11 protein-coding genes are annotated in these 17172 nt (G+C 69.8%); 4 read left to right on the top strand and 7 right to left on the bottom strand.

Annotated elements, in window-relative coordinates:
* Positions 1–371: 371 nt before the first annotated feature.
* The 4 genes from OEB96_RS35775 to OEB96_RS35760 all read right to left on the bottom strand — a co-directional run bounded on the left by OEB96_RS35775 (position 372) and on the right by OEB96_RS35760 (position 6867).
* Positions 372–2144 (bottom strand): hybrid sensor histidine kinase/response regulator, encoded by a 1773-nt coding sequence (locus tag OEB96_RS35775; RefSeq protein ID WP_266221359.1) that lies wholly within the window; start codon positions 2142–2144, stop codon positions 372–374.
* Between the two features lie 130 nt (positions 2145–2274).
* Positions 2275–4626 (bottom strand): D-alanyl-D-alanine carboxypeptidase/D-alanyl-D-alanine-endopeptidase, encoded by a 2352-nt coding sequence (locus tag OEB96_RS35770; protein ID WP_266221358.1) that lies wholly within the window; start codon positions 4624–4626, stop codon positions 2275–2277.
* Between the two features lie 85 nt (positions 4627–4711).
* Positions 4712–5500: a glutamate racemase gene (locus OEB96_RS35765; RefSeq protein ID WP_266221357.1), complete on the bottom strand. Its 789-nt coding sequence runs from the start codon at positions 5498–5500 to the stop codon at positions 4712–4714.
* Positions 5501–5559: 59 nt separating this feature from the next.
* A complete protein-coding gene (locus OEB96_RS35760; RefSeq protein ID WP_266221356.1) occupies positions 5560–6867 on the bottom strand; it encodes a class I SAM-dependent methyltransferase in 1308 nt (435 codons plus the stop codon).
* A 159-nt stretch (positions 6868–7026) separates the two neighbouring features.
* Here OEB96_RS35760 and OEB96_RS35755 point away from each other — a divergent pair, with 159 nt between their 5' ends.
* The 4 genes from OEB96_RS35755 (at position 7027) to OEB96_RS35740 (ending at position 11793) form a co-directional block, all read left to right on the top strand.
* Positions 7027–8121 (top strand): archaemetzincin, encoded by a 1095-nt coding sequence (locus tag OEB96_RS35755; RefSeq protein ID WP_266221355.1) that lies wholly within the window; start codon positions 7027–7029, stop codon positions 8119–8121.
* A 186-nt stretch (positions 8122–8307) separates the two neighbouring features.
* A complete protein-coding gene (locus OEB96_RS35750; RefSeq protein WP_266221354.1) occupies positions 8308–9276 on the top strand; it encodes a vWA domain-containing protein in 969 nt (322 codons plus the stop codon).
* Positions 9277–9561: 285 nt separating this feature from the next.
* Positions 9562–10170: a hypothetical protein gene (locus tag OEB96_RS35745; protein WP_266221353.1), complete on the top strand. Its 609-nt coding sequence runs from the start codon at positions 9562–9564 to the stop codon at positions 10168–10170.
* A gap of 276 nt (positions 10171–10446) precedes the next feature.
* Positions 10447–11793 (top strand): NHL repeat-containing protein, encoded by a 1347-nt coding sequence (locus tag OEB96_RS35740; protein ID WP_266221352.1) that lies wholly within the window; start codon positions 10447–10449, stop codon positions 11791–11793.
* A gap of 72 nt (positions 11794–11865) precedes the next feature.
* On the opposite strand, the gene OEB96_RS35735 is transcribed toward OEB96_RS35740, so the two are convergent.
* The 3 genes from OEB96_RS35735 to OEB96_RS35725 all read right to left on the bottom strand — a co-directional run bounded on the left by OEB96_RS35735 (position 11866) and on the right by OEB96_RS35725 (position 17029).
* Positions 11866–13449 carry a choice-of-anchor J domain-containing protein gene (locus OEB96_RS35735; RefSeq protein WP_266221351.1) on the bottom strand — a complete coding sequence of 528 codons (1584 nt, stop codon included), beginning with the start codon at positions 13447–13449 and terminating at the stop codon, positions 11866–11868.
* 269 nt (positions 13450–13718) lie between these two features.
* Entirely contained in the window at positions 13719–15371 is a 1653-nt protein-coding gene (locus OEB96_RS35730) for a hypothetical protein (protein WP_266221350.1), read from the bottom strand.
* A gap of 281 nt (positions 15372–15652) precedes the next feature.
* Positions 15653–17029, bottom strand: a complete 1377-nt coding sequence (locus OEB96_RS35725) for a hypothetical protein (protein WP_266221349.1) — start codon at positions 17027–17029, stop codon at positions 15653–15655.
* Between the last annotated feature and the right edge of the window lie 143 nt (positions 17030–17172).

The raw sequence follows: 17172 nt of genomic DNA, 5'->3' as shown, positions 1-17172 counted from the left end.
CGCGGAGGCTCGCGGCTCGCGGTTCCCCCGAGACTTCGCGTCTCGTCGTCGGGTCCTCTCGCATCGAAGCGAGCGGGTCGGTGGTTTCGCATGCGTAGCGTGGTCCTCGCCTGGCCGGGCCAGTTTGCCACTGCGGTCACTCTTCGGGGGAGCCGAGTTGGGACGGGTCGGGCAACGTCGTGCGCAACACGTAAAGCGCCCCACTGCGCGGGTGGCTCCGCATCACCCCTCGTGCCTACATGCGGCCCGAATGCGGAATGATGGCGATCGCGCGCGATCCCGTGGTTCTCATCCCGTGAGTCTTCATCCACGGTCCCGTTCCGCGTGGGGAAGCCGCAATGCTCCGATGGGACGGGTGAGACACGCCCGATTCAAGACTGGCGCTTGGCGGCGGAGGCACCCGTGGGTGGCCGTAGCACTTGCTCGATGCGCTCGAGCAGCTGATCGGGCGTGAACGGCTTGTCGATCAGGCAATCGAGGTCGTCGTCGTCCATGCCGGGCCGGTTGTCGCCCGGGTAGCCCGACATGAACAGCACCGGGAGCCCCGGTCGCCGCGTGCGTAGCTCCTGGGCCATGCCCACGCCGTCGAGGCCGGGCATCACGATGTCGGTGAGCACGAGGTCGATGTCGTCCTCTCGCTCGGAGAAGCGTCGCAGGCCGGTCTCGCCGTCGGGCGCCGCGAGCACCTCGTAGCCCCTCCGACCGAGGATTCGCGAGACCAGGCGACGGATCGCGGGCTCGTCCTCCACCACCAGCACGGTGATGCGCGGCGCCGCGGGCTCGCCGTCGATCGTCTCGAGGTTCACGAACCCCGTGCGCGGCAGGAACACCTCGAAGCGCGCGCCCTGACCCGGCTGACTGTGTACCTGCACCTGGCCGCCGAGGTGCCGGACGATGCCGTACACGGTGGCCAAGCCCATGCCCGAGCCTCCCTGCGAGGCCTTGGTGGTGAAGAAGGGCTCGAATACCCGAGCGCGGGTGGCTGCATCCATCCCCATGCCGGTGTCGGAGACGGCCAGCATGATCATGGGCGGTCCCCCGGGCGCACCCTCGGGCCTCCCGAGGCTGGTCTCGACCACCACGGTGCCGCCCCAGGGCATGGCCTCGCGGGCATTGAGCACCAGGTTCATCACCACCTGCTCGATCTGGGCGGGGTCGGCCTCGAGCGCGTCGTAGCGGGCCTCGAGGCGGAGCTCGAGGGTCACGTCCTCACCGATCAGGCGTCGCAGCAGGCGGCTCATGTCCGAGAGCAACGGGTGCAGCTCGAGGTGCTGGGCCTTGCCCGGTCGGCGCCGCCCGAACGTGAGCAGCTGCCGGGTGAGGGCGCTGGCGCGCTGAGCGGCCTCGATGAGGGTGGCGAGGTCGCGGGCGGCCAGAGCATGGGGCTCCATGTCCTGCTGCATCAGATCGGCGGTGCTCAGAATGACCGTGAGCAGGTTGTTGAAGTCGTGGGCGATGCCACCGGCCAGCCGGCCCAGGGCCTCCATCTTGCTGGCCTGCACCAGCTGCTGCTGGGCACGGGCGAGCTCGTCCAGGCTGCTCTGCAGGCGTTGGTTGGACTCGGCCAGCTCGTCGGCGTGGTGGCGCAGGTCGTGGGCGAGCCGGGCGTTGTCCAGCAGGCGCTCGACGTGCCCGGACACGAGCTGCAAGAATTGCACGTGATGCGGCCCGGGGGCCTCCTGGGTGCGGCTGGAGGCGCGTCCCTCGAAGCACACGAGCACCAGCAGCCACTCCACGGCATCCGCGCCCAGCACCGGCATCAGCACGGCTTGCGTGATGCGCCGCGAGCGGAGCGGGGCGCTGCGGTCCTCGAGCTGCTGCAGCGCACGGAGCAGCGGCTCGTCCTGGGGCTCGAGATCCCCGTCGGGAAGCAGCCGGGGGTGCCCCAGCGTCGGCAGCTCTCGTCCCACCGGCCCCAGCGCGAGCTCGCCGGTGGGGGTCAGCACGGTCGCCGCGTCCTCGGTGAGGGACAGCCGCACGGCATGCGCATCGTCCACGTCGAACTGGCTGGCGAGCAGATCGGTCGCGCCCGAGAGGATCTCGGCCGGGGTTGCGAAGCTCGGGCAGCGCAGTACGTACTCGCTGAGCGCCTGCGCGCGGGCGAGCTGGCGCTCCGTCTCGTCGACGGCTTCGCGTTCGGCCACCGACGCCGAAGGTTTCGCGCTCGTGCCGACCCCGACGCGTGTCGTCATCTCATTGCTCCTGGAGCGCGCCCCGTGGGCTGGATGCTACGCAGTCGTACCGAGGCGGGCAAGGCGAGCGCGTAGGGCCTCCCTACAACAGCAGGTCGAGAGCACGCTCCATCAGCGTCACGCGCTTGATGGCCTCGTCGACCGATTCGAACGGGAAGGCAAGGTGGAGCACCGACCCCGGTCCCAGGTACAGCGCGGCCGCACCGTCTCCCAGACCCCGGACGTAGCCGGCGGCCTGCTCCGCATCGGGGGTCGGGACCAGGCGATCGGCGAACTGCACGTTCATGGCACCGGGGGTGAAGAACCGCCACTGTCCCTCGTCGACCAGCTCGCCCTCGCCGCGCACGAAGTAGGTGTCGGCCTGATCGCCCAGGTACTGGGCATGCAGCACGTCGGAGTAGAACGCCTGATCGGCCGCGTTGCCCTGCTCGACGAGGTCCCAGCCGATCTCCGACCCCGACACCATCAGCGAGCCCTCGTCGTCGAGGTAGGCGGTCACCAGTCCCTGCTCGGCCGCGCTGAAGGTGTCGTGGTCGATGCCTTCCTCGCCCAGCGCCCAGACCACCAGGTCGTAGTCGTCGAGCGCGACGAGGCCGTCGACGATGGTCTCGTTGGCGGCGGTATCGAAGCCGACCAGCGTCCCCGCGCTCGCCTCGGCGAGGGCGCGGCCGTGCACGGCGGCGAAGTCGTGGCCCACGCCCATGGGGTTCTCGGGCACGGGCTCGTCTTGCCAGCGATCGTTGCCGTCCACCACCAGCACGCGCGCGGGTCGGTCGCCCACCCAGGTCGCGTAGACGTCGGAGGGCTCGCTCTCGCCTTCGGGTCCCACCGCGCTCACGCGCACGAACAGCGGGGGCTCCGGGAACGGCAGCGTGCCCGCGCGGTGCTCGGTGGTGGTCACGTAGCGCGCGTCGGCGCGGTCCCACACCAGGCCATCCGGGCTCAGCCACACCAGGTAACCATCGGCGCCCGCGACCGGATCCCACTGCACGTGCGCGATGGTGGTGCCCGGCTCGTGGCGTACGGATCGCAGCACGGGGGTCGGCGGCGGCGTGGGCTCGCCTCGGATGTCGGCCGCGACCTCGCCGATGACCGCGTCGTGGATCGCACGGGTGGAGCCGGCGTCACCCGTGCCGTTCATGAGGATCGCGAACAGGTACTCGCGGTGATCCCAGCGGTTGTAGACCACGCCGCTGGTGGCGATGACCCCGGTGAGGGTGCCGGTCTTGCCGTGCACGCGACCCCAGGTGTCGGCGCCGAGCATGCGACCGCCCAGGGTGCCGCGCACCCCGGCGATCGAGAACGTGCGCCGCCACGCGACGCCCTCGGGCACGGTGGCCATGACCTGCAGCAGGTCGATCACGTGGCGAGGGGTGACCGCGTTGTTGTGGGAGAGGCCCGAGCCGTCGAAGAACATCACCTCGTCGCCGGCCAGGCCCATGTCGTCCATCCACACCGACAGCTCGGTCGCGCCCGTGGCGTAGTCGCTGGTGCCCGCGAGGGCCCAGCCGAGGTGTCGCAGCAGGATGTCGGCGAATTCGTTGTGGCTGTAGACGTTGAGGGGCACCGCGCCGACCGACAGCGGCGGCGCATCCCAGCGCTCGAGCATCACCGCCCCGGGCGGTGGGGCGAAGCTCGACGACGAGTTGGTGCTCGGTCCCACCGTGATGCCCGCGGCCACGAGCGCCTCGCGAAAGCGAGCGGCCGCGAGGTTGCGGTGGGTCGTGGCGTTGTAGGTCCCCAGCGAGTACCCGTCGTAGAGGAACTCGCCCTGCGCGGTGAGGCCGTCGGTGACCTCGCGCAGGCCCGCGTCGTAGAGTCGCTCGGCGACCAGATCCAGCGACAGGCGCGCGGGCCCCGGCACGACGTCGTCGGACCACGAGAAATCGTGGTGACCCACCAGGTGCAGCTCGCCGGAGACCACGCCCATGGCATCGATGGCCGTCTCCGACCAAACCTCCACCCCGACCGAGTGATCCTCACCCAGCGCTCCCATGGCGGCCGCGGTGGTGAACAGCTTGGTGTTCGACGCCGGTGTGCGCAGCACGTCGGGGTTGCGCTCGTAGAGCACCTGCTCGGTGGCGGCGTCGATGATGAGCACGCCCTGATCGGCGAACGACACGGCCGGGTTGGCGAGGTGGCCGTCGATGGCGGCCTGCAGCGCGGCGAGGCGATCGTCGGGGAGGGGATCGAGGGGCGGGGGAGGGTCGTAGGGATCGCCGGGATCGGGCGGGAGCTCGCCGGTGGAGCCGTCGCTGCCGCTGCTCTCGTCGAGGCCCTCGGTGGTGGTGGAGGACACCCCGGTGTCGAGGTCTCCTTCGCTGGTCGAGCTCGACTCGGTCCCCTCGGTCTGACCGGGTACCGTGTCGGGCACGGGCGAGCACGCGGCCAGCCAGCTTCCCACGAGGCTCCAACGGATCGCCCTGCCGTTCATCGGGTCGATCGTGCCGGGGGTCCCGCCCGGGTTCAACCGGGCCGCGTCGATGGGCGGCCACGCGCACGCGCCCTGGCCCTGCGCATCAGCGATTCACGGGCTCCACTGCCGGTAGTGCGATCCCGAATGCTCGTTTTGCGGCCCGCTGAGTGTCCGTGGGCGAGCCGGTGGTCACGAAGCGCGCGGTGCCGTGGCCGTGGGAGGAACCGAGGCCGCGCGCATGATGCAGCCGAAGCAGGGCCTCGGTGGTCTCCGCCGCGGGATCGACCACACGGCGCAGCCGGGGCAGGTGCGAGCGGATCGCGGGCAGGGCCGCCACGTAGTGCGTGCAGGCGATCACGAGGGACTCGGCGTCGTGCAAGGGGTCGAGGATTTCCGCCAGACACGCGTGTAAATCGTCGCCCTCGGTGATGCCGCGCTCGATCAGGGCCGACAGCGGCTGGGCCACCCGCTGGGTCACGCGGCAGCCCGAGGCCTCGAGCGGCTCGGCGTAGGCGCGGGACTCGATGGTGCGTCGACCGCCGATCACCGCGACCTCTCGCAGGCCCAGGCGACGCACGGCCTCGAGGGCGGGCTCGATGACGCCGAGCACGGTCAGGCCGCGAGCATCGGCGCGGCGGCGCAGCGCTCCGTCGGACAGGACGGTGCTGGCCGCATTGCAGGCGATCACCACCTCGCGGCAGCCCTCGTCGGCGAGGTGCTCGAGCACGGTCGCGACGCGCTCGGCGAGCACGGGGCCCGGGAGCGTGCCGTAGGGTGGAGCACCGGCGTCGGACCAGTAGATCACGTCACGGCGCGAGCCCGCGTCGCGCAGGCGGCGATAGAGGTCGAGGCCGCCGATGCCCCAGTCGAGGATGCCGAGGCGATGATCCATGCGCGAGCCGGATCATCGCAGGTCGAGCGGCGGGCCGCGAACTGCGACATGGATCGCGCTCAGGGGTACTGCATCTCCACGATCTCGGCGTGCTCGAACGGACCGCTGTCGTAGGCGATGACCCGTGCTCGCCGTCCGTAGTTCAGCGTCTGCAGCTGCCCCCGAGGGAAGCGGCTGCCCAGGTACCACTCGTACTCGTGCAGCGCCCGCATGGGGTTGTAGCGCAGCATGTCCTGCCACTGCGGGGTGCGGACCATCGTGGCCAGGCGGTGCCGGTAGCCGGGGGAGCGCAGGGCGTGGGCGGTGGTCCGCGCCTTGTCGAGCAGCATGCGTGGCACGTGCTTGGTCTCCACCGGCTTGTCGACCATGTCGATCACGTAGAGCCGCCCCTGCGGTCGCAGCACCCGGCGTAGCTCGACCATCAGCGGATCCCAGTCGAGGTAGCGAAACGAGAGCATCGAGATCGCCACGTCGAAGCTGCCGTCGTCGGCGGGGATCGTGGGGCCCTCAACGCGTTCGAAGCGCAGCCTGGGCAGCCGGGCGCAGCGCTCGCGTGCGTGCTCGATCATCCCGGCCGAGGCATCCACCCCCAGCGCGTCGCCGATGCGCGGGGCCAGGCGCTGCAAGAGCGCCCCGTTGCCGCACCCGAGGTCGAGCACCCGCGGGCGGCCGCCCAGCGCGTCGAGCCGTCGCTCGAGCCAGCGCACCTCGTCGTGACGCACGCCGATGTCGTCGAACACCTGGTCGTAGTCGGTGGCCACGCCGTCGTAGCTGGCGCGGCCATGGATGTCGTCGGGTTCGAAGCTGCGCATGACCTCGGCCGGCATGCGCCCGGTGTACTTGCGCAGCGAGGCCATGCGCCCGTGCGACTTGTTGCCGGGGCAGCCGAACACGTAGAGCGGCGCGCTCGGATCCCGCCACGGCGGCGGCCACACGAAGCGCTCGGGGTCGGTGGAGAACGCGGTGTACCAGTGGTAGCCGTGGCTGCGCACGCCGAAGGTGCGGGCGAAGAACGGGGCGAACCACCGCGCCGAGCGGCACGCATGGAAGAACGCCTCGCCGTCCTCGGCAAACGGGATCTCGAGGGTGCGCCACTCGTGCGGGCTGAATTGCTCGGGCCACTCGGTGGTCCCGAACATGGGGCCGTACATCCCCGCATGCAGCACGAACCGCAGCTGGGTGATGCGCCGGTCGGCTCGCCGCAGCTCGGCGAAGATCGCCCGGACCTCCGCCTTGCTCTCGACCCGCTGGCAGCGAACCTCGAGGCTCGGGTGCGCGGCGGCCAGCTCGCGGGCCATGGTCCGCGCCGCGGCCTCGAAGCTCGGTCCGCCCCTGCGGTAGCGGGTGGTGTAGAGGATGACGATCACGCGCGGCCTGCCGGTACGCACGAGCTGCGGGGAACGTTCCGGCGGCTCTGCCGTGGGTCGGGTATCACGGTTGGGCGAGCGATTGTGCCTGCGCCCGTGATCGTGTGAACAGCGTCGACGCGCGCGACCTGCGCGTGACTTGCGCGGTGAATCCCGGCCATGACCTCGCGACACCAAGCCCCCGTGGAGCACCACGACCGCTGGCCGATGCCGCGCGGTTGGCCGACCCGCCGGGTGACGGTGATGGTCGCGTGGCTGCTGCCGTGGTTGCTCACGGTCGGGCTGGCGGTGGCGCTGCACGTGCTCCACTCGCCCGAGCCGGTCGACGAGGGCTCCATGCCCTTCGTCATGGCCCACGACATCGTGGCCGAGGAGGTGCCGCGTGCGGTGGGGCCCATCGACCACCTGCCCGGGGCCCAGCAGGCCGCGTTCCGCTTCACCTCGCACTTCTCGCCGATGCCCGCCCCGGGCCCCGAGGACTGGCTGCGGATCCACCCCGAGCGCGGGCAGACGGTGCAGGACTACGTCGACTCGCACCCCAACGAGCCCGAGCCGGGCGACCACATCTACATCCTCCCGCTGGGTCGGCTGCCCTCCGAGCGTGGGCCCACCACCGACGAGCTGGCCGAGCACGCGCGTCGGTTCTTCGGGCTGCCGGTGGTGGTGCTGCCCGTGCGGCCGCTCGTCCAGCTCGACGTGCCGTCGCGGGTGCAGGGTGATCATCGCCAGCTCAACGCCACCGCGGTGCTCGACGTGTTGCAGGCCGAGGTCCCGCGCGATGCCTACTGTCTCATTGCCGTGACGCTCGAGGATCTCTACCCCAGCGACGACTTCAACTACGTGTTCGGCCTGGCTCGTCTCAAGTCGCGGGTGGGGGTGTTCAGCTTTGCGCGCTACCACCCCGCGTTCTTCGGCGAGGTGCCTGCCGACGATCCGGGGTTCACGGTGGATCGCCGCTTGATGGTGCGACGCGCGCTGAAGGTGATGAGCCACGAGATCGGCCACATGTTCGGCGTGGAGCACTGCGTGCACCTGCACTGCGTGATGAACGGGGCCAACCACCTCAGCGAGGTCGATCGGGCACCGATGCACCTGTGCCCGGTGTGCCTGCGCAAGCTCCACCTGACGCTGGGCTTCGATCCCGAGGCACGCTACCGCGGGCTGGCCGAGCACTACGGCGCGCTCGGGCTCGACGAGGCCTCGGACTGGGCGTTCCAGCGGGCGGGGTATCTTCGGCGCGAGCGCGGGGGGTGAGGCGGAAGGAATTCTCGGGAACGGAATTCGGCTCGAGTCGTGCTGCCCTGACGAACCTTCCCGGTTCACCTCCTCTGATGGATTTCACCACGTTGCGGGACGCCATTGCCGCGACCCTTGAGTCCCACCGCGGATCATGGTCCCCTGGTCCCGGGGGATTTCGAGCCGATGCGAGCGTGGATGATCGTGACAGCATTGACCGTGGCGGGTTGCCTGGGGGCTTGCGGTTCGAAGGATGGTGAGCGCGACGACACCTCGACCACCGCGAGCAGTCTCGGCCCGCTGACCACCACCAGCGACGACACGACCACCACCGCTCCTCCCGACAGCACCGGTCCCGCTCCGAGTGACACCACCGCGGTCGATCCCTCCGCGACCACCACGGCCGACGATGCCGACACCGGTCCCACCGTCTACTTCGATCTCGGCATCATCCCCGACATCCCGATGACCGAGTGCCAGCAGTCCCTCGACATCGTGTTCGTGATGGACGTGTCGACCACCATGGGGGGCTTCATCAACTTGCTGGCCAACGAGATGCTGGCGGTCGATGCCGCGATCCAGATGCTGGACCTGCCCGACGAGCCCCACTACGGCCTGGCCGTGTTCGTGGACGATGCGGCGCTGCTCAACGGCGGTGCGCCCTATGCCAACGCCACCGCGCTGCGCGACGACTTCTTGATGTGGGCGGCGTTCACCGCCAGCAATCAGCAGGTGGGCGGCGGCAACTCCAACTCCACCTGGACCGAGAACAGCCTCGATGGGCTCTACCTGGCCGCGAACGGCTTCCAGTGGCGCCCGGCCGAGACCACCACGCGCATCGTCATCCACACGACCGACGACACGTTCTGGGACGGACCCACCATCGGCAACGGGGTGATGATCCAGCACGGCTACGCCGAGACGGTGCAGGCGCTCCAGGACCAATTCGTGCGGGTGTATGCATTCGCGGATCAGATCGGCGGTGCGTGCAACTGCATGGACGTGACGCCGGGCTGGTCCACACCCTTCATGGGCATGCTGCCGATCCCGGAGGCCACCGACGGTGGTGTCTACGACATCAACATGGTGCTGTCGGGCGCGGTGTCGCTGGTCGATGCGATCAACGCCGCGGTCGAAGAGAGCTACTGCGATCCGTACATGCCTCAGGGCTGAGCGGTCGCAGATCGATGTCGCGCAGATCGATGTCGCGCAGATCGATGTCGCGCAGATCGATGTCGCGCAGATCGATGTCGCCCGTGCACTGCTCACCATCGCTCGTACCCCGCTCGCTCTCGCTCGTGCACCGCTCACCATCGCGCACGACGATCGTTCTCGAGCACCCACGCGCGATTCCTTGTCGGGTCGCTGCCGATGGTGGCCGCACACCAACCCGCGTAGCGTTCGAGCATGGGGTCGCGTTCGCGGCCGGGGTCCGCGGGACCTCGGCCTCGCGTCGTCGTGGTCGGCGGGAGCCGTGCGCTCGCGGTCGATGCATCGTGGTGGCCGCTGCTCGATCTCCTGCGCAGGAACCTCCGCTTCGATCGCGTCTGGCACGGTGCTCGCGGTGGCGCCGACGAGGGCGTGGCGGCCTGGGCCCACGCACGCGCGCTGCCGGTGGTCGAGTTCCCCGCTCCGCACGAGCTCCATCGCGAGGCCGGCCTCCCACCCGAAGCGGCCGAGCCGCGACGCAACGACGACATGCTTCGCGCGTGGGGGGGCTATCGCAATCGTGGAGGTTCCATCGTGCCCTGTGCGCGAGCCGGAGGATGGGCCGACCTCGTGCTGGCGCTGCCGCCCGATCACGACACCCTGGATCTGGTGGCCCGAGCCGAGCAGTGGTCGTCGCTTCGCGTGGTGCGGCTGTGGCCGCCCCGTCGGCGCTGGAGCGTGCGTGGACCCTCGCTCGACGCGACGCTGGTGACGATGGGCGACGTGGTGGTGGCGGCGGACCCGCCGCTGCACTGGACGGTGGGCCACGCTCGCGCCGAGCTTCGCGAGTCGATGGCCACGCGTGGCCTCGAGGTCAGGCGCTTGCAAGACCCCCCGGCGCTCGATGCCTCGGCGTGATCGACCCTGAAACCGAACGCCTGCCGGGGCTGGTCGGAGGGGTCGGTCCCCCACCCCGGGCAGGTTCCCCTCGGTCCTCACGAGGGACGCCAAAGCTCACGAACGAGGCCCTCCCGATTTCGTGATGGATTCGGGTCCGGGTGGAGACCAACTGGGGCGTTGAAGCTTCTTCCCCACACCGGCCATATACTCGGTCTTGGCATTCGGACCGGGTCCGCGGTCGTCCTTGGCGCCCCGTTCTCGGGCGCCCGTTCTTGGCATTTCTGGGAGCATTCGATGAGAAACCACCTGGTCGCGATCACGGCATCGTCGTTCCTTTCCCTCTCGATCGCCTGCGGCGATCCCACCGCCCCTCCGGCCGGCACCGAGTCCGACGGGGAGTCCTCGGGCGCGAGCACCGGTACCTCGCCTACCATCACCTCGGTCGACGAGACGGGCATGATGACGGGCTCGGCCACCAGCTCCACCACGGGTGAGCCTCCGGGCACCACGGGCGACCCGCCCGATACCGATGGTCCTGGCATCAAGCTCGACCTGGGTGCGGTGCCCGACATGCCTCCGCCGATCTGCGGGGGCGCCGGCAATGGTGACTTGTCGCTCTCCTACATCTGGATCGCCAACTCGGCGCAGGGAACCATCTCCAAGATCGACACCACCACGATGGTGGAGGAAGGGCGCTACCAGGCGCGCCCGGCGGGGGGCGATCCCTCGCGGACGTCGGTCAACCTCGCGGGCGACGTGGCGGTGGCCAATCGCAACGGCGGCGTGACGAAGTTCTGGGCCAACGAGGAGGACTGTCACGATGCCAACGGCAACGGGGTCATCAACACGTCCTCGGGCGCGGGTGACGTCAAGTCGTGGGGCCAGGAGGAGTGCATGGCCTGGCACACGCCGCTGGTCTGCGACTCGAACCGCCCGGTGGCATGGACGCGTGGAGAGTTCGACGAGGGCGAGTGCGCCTTCGTGAACATGCAGCTGTGGACCGCGTGCGACGACCAGGTGCTGCTGCTCGACGGCGAGACGGGGGCGATCGAGGAGACGGTCCCCGTACCGGCTGGAGCCGGCGGCTGGGCGTTCGTGTACGGCGGCGCGGCCGATGCCGACGGCAACTTCTGGGGCCTGGACATGGGCAACAACAACCTGTTCCGCGTGGACCATCAGACGCTGGTCACCCAGTCGTGGCCGCTGCCGCCGCTGGGTGGCTATGGCATCACGGTGGACTCGGTGGGTCGGCCGTGGGTGTGTGGGGGCGGGGGCGTGTCGCGCTTCGATCTGGTGACCGCCACCTGGAACTCCACGGGGGGCAGCGGCATCGGCGGCTGCATGTCCGATGGCGATCAGCTCATCTGGCACGGCAACGACTTCGGCCTGGTGATGGGCTTCAACATCGAGACCCTGGCGGTCGACGAGCAGATCCAGCTGCCCGAGTACGTGCACGGGATCAGCGTGGACTTCGCGGGCAAGGTGTGGGGCGTGAGCTTCGCCGGGAGCAACGCCTATCGAGCCGATCCCGTCACCGGTATCGTGAACAGCTACAACAACCTGATCGGCGCCTACACCTACAGCGACATGACCGGTCACGCGCTCTCCACGGTGGGGGGTGGCGGCATGCCGCCGAGCTGACCCCCCTACGATCGGAGCCCACCGCCGCAGGCGCGGCCGGTGGGCTCCGATGCGAGCTCGCGAGCGCCTGGGCTACGGCAGGTCGACCACCACCACATCGTCGACGGTGAGCAGGAAGCCGTCGAACGTGAGGTTGCGGAACGCGATGTGAACCGGCTGGTTCATGTAGCCGGCCGGGGCCAGATCCACGAAGTGGTTGACGGGCACGTCGAGCTCGGGGTCGGCCACGAGCAGCGGCGGGTTGGCCTCGAAGTCGGCGATCATGGTCCCGGCGATGGAGATGCGAACCTCCAGGGTGTCGGGGAAGCCGGGGTCGATGGTCTGCGAGGTCCAGTAGAGCCGGGTGTTGGCGCCCAGCATGATCTGCGGCGAGATCAGCCAGTCGTCGGACATGCCGGCGGGGGCGTACCACGAGGTGCTGATCGCCTCGAACTCACCCGCGGCGAACACGTCGGCCACGACCCACGCGTCGTTGACGAAGTCCACGTTCGGGTCGGGAGCGAGCCCGTCGACGTTGTTCAGGGTCCAGCCCGCCGACAGGTCGCCGGTCTGGAAGTCGTCGGAGAACGTGGTCAGACCCTGCGGCCATGCGCACCACGAGCTGGCGATGCAGCTCATGCCGTCGGGGCAGGTCTGTCCGCCCGAGCAGTCGAGGTAGCAGGTGTTGGGCCCGCCCATGCCGCTGGGATCGGCGCAGGCCACCGGCGCGTCACCGGTCGGCGGCACCAGCGAGCCGCAGTCGCCCGCGTCGGTGCATCCACCCTGGGTGCACACCGCCCAGGTGGGATCCATCATCATCATGCCGTCGTCGATGCAGGTCTCGACCATGGCGCAATCGATGTTGGCCAGGCCGCAGTTGCCGTAGCCGGGCTCGGGCGGCTCGGGGCACAGGCCCGGACAGGCGTCGGGTACCTGGTCGGCGCAGATCTGGTCCCACTCGGTGGAGCAGCAGAACGGGTCGGCCGCGCAGACCGTGTCCTGGCAGGCCATGTCGTCGCAGCCCGGGGTGCCGTTGGAGAAGCAGCAGTCGGACTCGAGGCCCTCGCCCGGCCACACGCAGGCGCTGTTGCCACTGAGGGTGCGGCAGATCATGCCGTCGGGGCAGGTGCCGTCGGAGCAGTCGAGGTAGCACGAGCCTCCGCCGTCGTCGCCCGTGAAGTCGGCGCAGGCGTTGAGGGCGGTGCCGCCGGGCGGCAGCGGGCAGGCACACGCATCTTCGCCACAGCCCTGGGGCGCACAGACCCCGAAGGTGGGATCCATCGGATCGTCGAGGATGCAGGCCTCGCCGTCGGGGCAGGGCATGTCGAGGCACGACACGTAGTCGGCGGCCGGGGTGCCGCAGGAGACGCACTCGGCGATGCAGCTGCAGGGATCGGAGCCCTCCGGGCACTGGCAGACCTCGGTGTCCTCGCATCCGGGGTTGCAGCTCGGCTGCGGGGCGTCGAAGCAGAAGCCGCCCTGGCAGCACTCCCCTGGCGCGCACTCTGGCTCGCACATGGGTCCACCGGTGGTGGGATCGCCCGAGCTCGAGTCGGGATCGATCGTGGTGGAGGTGGGGGGCGTGGTGGTGGGCCCGACGCCGGTGGTGCTCTCGTCGTTGCCCGTCGAGGAGGCCTCGGTGTCGATGGGCGGCGCGTCGTCTGGGCAGGCGGTCATGAGGAGCGCGCCAGCCAAGAGCGGCGTCGCGTAGGTGAGTCTAGACATCTGAAGCTCGTCCCTTCGTCTTCGTTCGAGCTCCGGCCGGTATGTTCGGCCCCGGAGCCGCCCGAGAGTAAGCCAGCCCGTGCGGTCACGGAAACCATTGAATTCGCCAGTGGGACCCAGCGGCGATCGCTGTTTCGAGAAAAAACGCGCACCGCACGCGAAACCTGGGTTCCGCGTGCGGTGCCGGTCGAGGGTGGGGCCGGTGGGCCCGAGTCCCAAGTCTAGTTGATGTTGAGGACGTAGTTGCCGGACTCGTTCCAGCCGTCGATCACGATCAGCACGGTCTGCCCCGCGGGGACGTCGAGCGTGACGGTGGACTGGAAGTTCATCATCGCCGGGTTGATGTCGTCATTGCAGGCGACCTCGGGGGTCACGCAGTCGGGGAAGATGGTGAGGATCGTGTCGATGCTCGAACCGACGGTGTCGAAGGTGTAGGTGCCGTCGGCCGGCGCGGTCCACTGCAGCTCGACGTCCTCGTCGTTGCCACCCGAGCACGACGGGATGTAGTCGTCGCCGGCGCCCACGGTCGTGCCCATCGAGACCGCCATGCCGACGGCGCTGCCCAGATCGCCGTCGGAGCAGGTGAAGTCCTCGACGTGGTCGGGCCACATGCAGACGTCGGTGCTCATGCCCATGCCCAGGTCGACGGTGGTGCAGGCCATCCCGTCGGGGCAGGTCTCGCCCATGCTGCAGTCGAGGAGGCAGGTGTTGCCACCACCGAGGTCTCCGCAGGCGACCGGGGCGTTGCCGGACGCCGGGGCGGCCGGGCAGTCCATGGCGTCGGCGCAGCCGCTCTGCGAGCAAGCGCCGGCCATCGGCATCATGCCGTTGTCGTTGATGCAGGCGTCCTCGCCCGCCTCGCACCCGCCGGGCCAGTTGAAGCAATCGCCGTAATTGTCGCCGGGCGGGATGATCTCGGGCCACAGGCAGATGAAGTCCATGTAGCAGTACATGTCGTCGGGACAGGTCTCGCCGCCCATGCAGCCCAGCCAGCACTCGGGCATGCCGTCCATGGTCACGTCGAGGCACTGGATGGTTGCGTCACCGGTGGCCGGCGGCGGCTGGCAGTCGCCCACGTCGCCGCACGCCCCCGAGCAGAACGCACCGTCGGGTCCGGCACCGAGGCAGAAGCCACCGTCTGCGCAGATCGGCGAGCCGTTGAAGCAGTCGCCGTACAGCGGGGTCTCGGGCGAGTCCGACCAGATGCAGATGAAGCCGCCGAAGCAGGACATGCCGTCGGGACAGGTCGCGCCGCCGCCACAGTCGATCCAGCAGTCGCTCACGTCGTCGCCGGTGACGTCCTCGCAGGTGACGACCGCGTCGCCGGTGCCCGGGTGGGGCGGGCACTGGCAGCTGTACTCGCAGCCCAGCACCATGCACACGCCCGCCTGCGGGTTGGCGTCGTTGTCGACGATGCAGGCCGCGCCGTCGCAAGGCGTGTCGTCGGGCACGCCGTCCGTCAGGCACGGCTCGTAGTTGCCGGGCAGGGCGTCACCCGGGCAGTCGAGCGGCACGCACATGCCGACGTCGCAGCACTCGTCGTCGTCCGGGCACTCGCAGACCTCGCCCATCGGACAGTCCGAATCGCAGGTGGGCAGGCCGCACGTGAAGCAGGAGCCGCCGATGCACTCCTGGCCCGGGGGGCACTCCACGTTGGCGCACGGATCGTCGCCGGTGGTCGAGGTCGAGTCGACCGTGTCGTCGGTGGTGGAGGTGGAGGAGGTGGGTGGCGTGGTGGTGGGTCCGTTGCCCGTGGTGCTCTCGTCGCCCGACGAGGCGCTGTCGGTCTCGAGCGTGGTGTCGTCGCCCGGGCAGGCGGTCAGGGCCAGCACGCCGAGGATCAACAGAGGCTTGGTGTAGGTGAGTCTAGCCATCTTGAAAGCTCGTCCTTCTTCGTCTTCGTGGTCCGCGGCCTGATCCGCGTTCGGATCCGACCCAGGGTAAGCCACCGGGCCGTTGCTTTCCAAGGGCCGAGGCCCCGCAGAGCCCCGCATTCCAGTGGGTGGGAATGCACCTTGGGTGAGTCCGGGCACACGGGGGGCCTACCCCGTGGGTCTCGGCATGCAACGAGCTGCTGCGTCGCGCAAGCGCTCGCACGGCTGGCCGGGCAAGCGCTTGCATGCGGGTCCTCTGGGTCGGCGTCGTCGGGGCCGGCTCACTGGATGTTGAGCACGTAGTTGCCGGACTGGTTCCAGCCGTCGATCACGATCAGCACCGATTGACCCCCCGCGATCCCGAGCGTGACCTCCGACAGCAGCATCACGGTGTCGTCGTTGCAGACCAGCTCGGGGCCCACGCAATCCGGATGGATCATGAGGACCGTGTCGTAGTCGGAGCCGATGGTGTCGAACGTATAGGTGCCGTCGGCCGGTGCGGTCCACCGCAGCTGCACGTCCTCGTCGTTGCCACCGCCCGTGCACGACGGAAAGTGGTCGTTGCCGCCGCCGGTGGTCGTGCCGATGGCCACGGCCGGTCCCAAGGCGCTGCCCAGATCGCCGTCGATGCAGGTGAAGTTCGGCGGGACGAAGGGCCAAAGACAGGCCATGCCCATGCCCACGCCGGTACAGACCATGCCGTCGGGGCAGGTCTGGCCCATCGAGCAGTCGAGATGGCAGGTGTTGCCGTTCCCGAGGTCGGCGCACGTGGCGGGGGCGTTGCCGGTGGCGGGCGGGGCGGGGCAGTCCGTGGTCGAGGCACAGCCGGCGAGCGAGCAAGCGCCGCCGGTCGGCGCGCCGCCTCCGTCGGTGAGGCAGGCGTTCTCACCCGGCTGGCAGGTGCCGGGCGAGTTGATGCAATCGCCGTAGGCCGAGTGCGCGCTGGCGGGGTCCCAGATACAGATGAAGCCGCCGAAGCACTCCATGCCGTCGGGGCAGGTCTCGCCGCTCTGGCAGTCGAGCCAGCAATTGCCCACGCCCTCGCCGGTGACGTCCTCGCAGACGACCTGGGCATTGCCGGTACCGGGGTGGGGCGGGCACTGGCATGCGAGGTCGCACTCGGACGCCATGCACACGCTCACGGAGGGATTGGAGTCGTCGTCGGTGACGCAAGGGGCGCCGTCGCAGAACGCATCGTTGGGCGTGCTCATCGCGTCGAGGCATGCGTCGTAGTTGCCTGGCAGCGGGTCAGCCGGGCAGTCGGTCGGCGTGCACGTTCCGAGGTCGCAGCACTCGTCGCCGGGCGGGCATGCGCAGCTCTCGTTGGGGGCGCAGGCGTGGTCGCAGATCGGCTCGGGGCAGTCGAAGCACACGCCGGCGAGGCAGATCTGACCGGGGGGGCACTCGCAGTCGTCCGTGTCGGCGCTCGTGCCCGTGTCGGGATCGATGGTGGTGACGGTGGTGATGGTGGTGGGGGGCGGCGGGGAGGTCGTCGGTCCGGCGGTCGTCGTGGTGATGGTCGAGTCGCCGGTGCTCGAGTCGTCGGAGGACGAGCCGTCGCCATCGTCCTCGACGGCGACGAGCGGGGGGATGCAGCCGCCGAGGGCGAAGGCGAGCAGGAGCCACCGCCTCGACCTGCGCATGTCCAAGGAATCCATGCAAGGATGCTACCGGAAAGCGCGGGGGCGGGAACGCACGAGCTCATGGACACGGTGGGTACGGCGTACTCGGCCCTACACCCCGGGCCGGGGGCGGCGGCTCGTCCATCGCGCCCCTTCCCCGATCCGTCTCGACGTGCGAT

The organism is Paraliomyxa miuraensis (assembly GCF_026337845.1).
GTDB lineage: Bacteria > Myxococcota_A > Polyangia > Nannocystales > Nannocystaceae > Paraliomyxa > Paraliomyxa miuraensis.
The sequence above is the reverse complement of the archived record's forward strand: the minus strand, read 5'-3'. Positions and strand labels throughout refer to the sequence as shown.